At 57.2% G+C, this 1808-nt stretch carries 1 protein-coding gene; it reads right to left on the reverse strand.

Annotation, left to right across the window (positions count from 1 at the left end; translation table 11 throughout):
* Positions 1 to 75: 75 nt before the first annotated feature.
* Positions 76 to 1326, reverse strand: coding sequence for a group II intron reverse transcriptase/maturase (gene ltrA / locus QJT82_RS45295; protein WP_038372769.1), 1251 nt, complete (start codon positions 1324 to 1326; stop codon positions 76 to 78).
* Positions 1327 to 1808 lie beyond the last annotated feature (482 nt).

The following is a 1808-nucleotide window of genomic DNA, read 5'->3' on the forward strand; positions in this document are numbered from 1 at the left end:
AGTCGAGTCGCCCGGGGGAGTTTCACCCCCAGGCGCTCACAGATCCGGACGTGAACGTCTCCGCTCATCCGGCTCTTACCGTCCAGCCGCCGTCTTGTGCAGCATCGGCCAATGGGCCAACAGCGTGGGGGTGCGGCACGCAATGTCCCGTACCCAGTGCTCTGCCCGTCTTCGATGTCGCCGCAGACGTTTATATTTCGACATCGCCCATCGCGCGAGACATCGGTCGAGATGGCGTAGTGTCGGGTAAAGCGCCGATTTGTAGTACCGACCATAGTAGTTCATCCAGCCTCGAATGATCGGGTTGAACATCCTCGCCAGGTCGTCAATCCTCTTATCCACCCGGCAGCGTAGTTGCCAGGCACGGATTTCCTGTCGGATTGCCTTCGTCGCGGCATTGCTGACACCGGGGCTGAAGTTGACGAAGTGCTTTCCCCAACGGTTCTTCGACCGACGGGCGCGGAACGTGTAGCCCAAAAAGTCGAATTTCTGTTCAGGATAATCACCTCGCCGGTCGTCATCCTTACAATAGACTATCTTCGTCTTGTCCGGATGAAGCTCTAGTCCGCATTCGGCAAAGCGCTTCGCAAGCGCCTCCTTCAGTTGTTGTGCCTGCCGCTCACTGTCGCAATGGCAGAGAATATCATCGGCATAACGCTCGAACGGGATGCTCGGATGATTTCTTCGCATCCACATGTCGAACGTATAGTGGAGAAAGAGATTCGCCATCAGCGGTGATACCACCGAGCCCTGCGGCGTGCCCTTCTCACGGGGTTCAAGGGTGCCGTCTTCCAGTTGAACGGGAGCTTTAAGCCACCGTTCAATGTACAACAACACCCAAGCGCAGTCCGTGTGCTTCCGAATCGCCTTGAGCAAAAGCTCATGCGATATCGAGTCAAAATAGGCCCGAATGTCGAGATCGAGCACGAAGGGATGCCGCCAGCATCGCTGGCGAGCAACCCCAACGGCATCGAGCGCCGATTTTCCGGGTCGATATCCGAACGAGTCTGGATGAAAGTGTTTCTCCAAATCCGGCTCCAGATATCCTTTGACGACCGCCTGAGCAACGCGATCCGACACCGTAGGAATTCCTAGCGGCCTCTTTCCGCCGTCGCGCTTGTCGATCTGCACACGCTTGACCGGCGGTGGAAAGTAGCTGCCCGAAGACATTCGATTCCAGAGCTTGTACAGATTGCTCTGCAAGTCTGCCTCGAACACCTCGATCGACTGCTCGTCCACACCGGCTGCGCCCCGATTTGCTTTAACCCGTTTGTACGCCTCCCAAACCCAGCGCTTGGGGATGTCATACGGCTTTGCTTGACCCAAAAGAGTCCTCCCGTTTCCGGTTGTTCTTCCAATCAAGCGGGACAGTGCCGTGCCTTCGCTCCGCCACCATTACAGTGCCTTCGTCACTACTACACACGGCTCCGTCCCTGCATCGCGCATTGGTACTCAGACTCTTGTGGGGCTTCCACTTGAACCATTCCCTTGGCATCGCGATACAGGTTCCCACGTTCCGCACAGAAGCCTGAACCGAGGTCACGCCACCTCGCCTGCCGGACGCCGCCTGAGCCGTAAACAGGTATCGCTCAGACTGATCCCAAGATAACGACTACCCCTTGGTTTTGACGTCTTCCCTACGCTTTCGACAGTTCATCGGTGGTTCGCTTGCGCTCGTCTCCTCGATCCTTACCTGACAGAGTCTCGCTCTGCCTTTTCCGGTCTCGCTCACCACCTCGACCATTGGGCCGAAGCAGCAGCCGGTGGTTTGAACCCTGATCCTGCAACCCGAGTTCGAGGGGCCAACC

Source organism: Bradyrhizobium sp. Mp19 (genome assembly GCF_029952935.1).
Taxonomy (GTDB): domain Bacteria; phylum Pseudomonadota; class Alphaproteobacteria; order Rhizobiales; family Xanthobacteraceae; genus Bradyrhizobium; species Bradyrhizobium elkanii.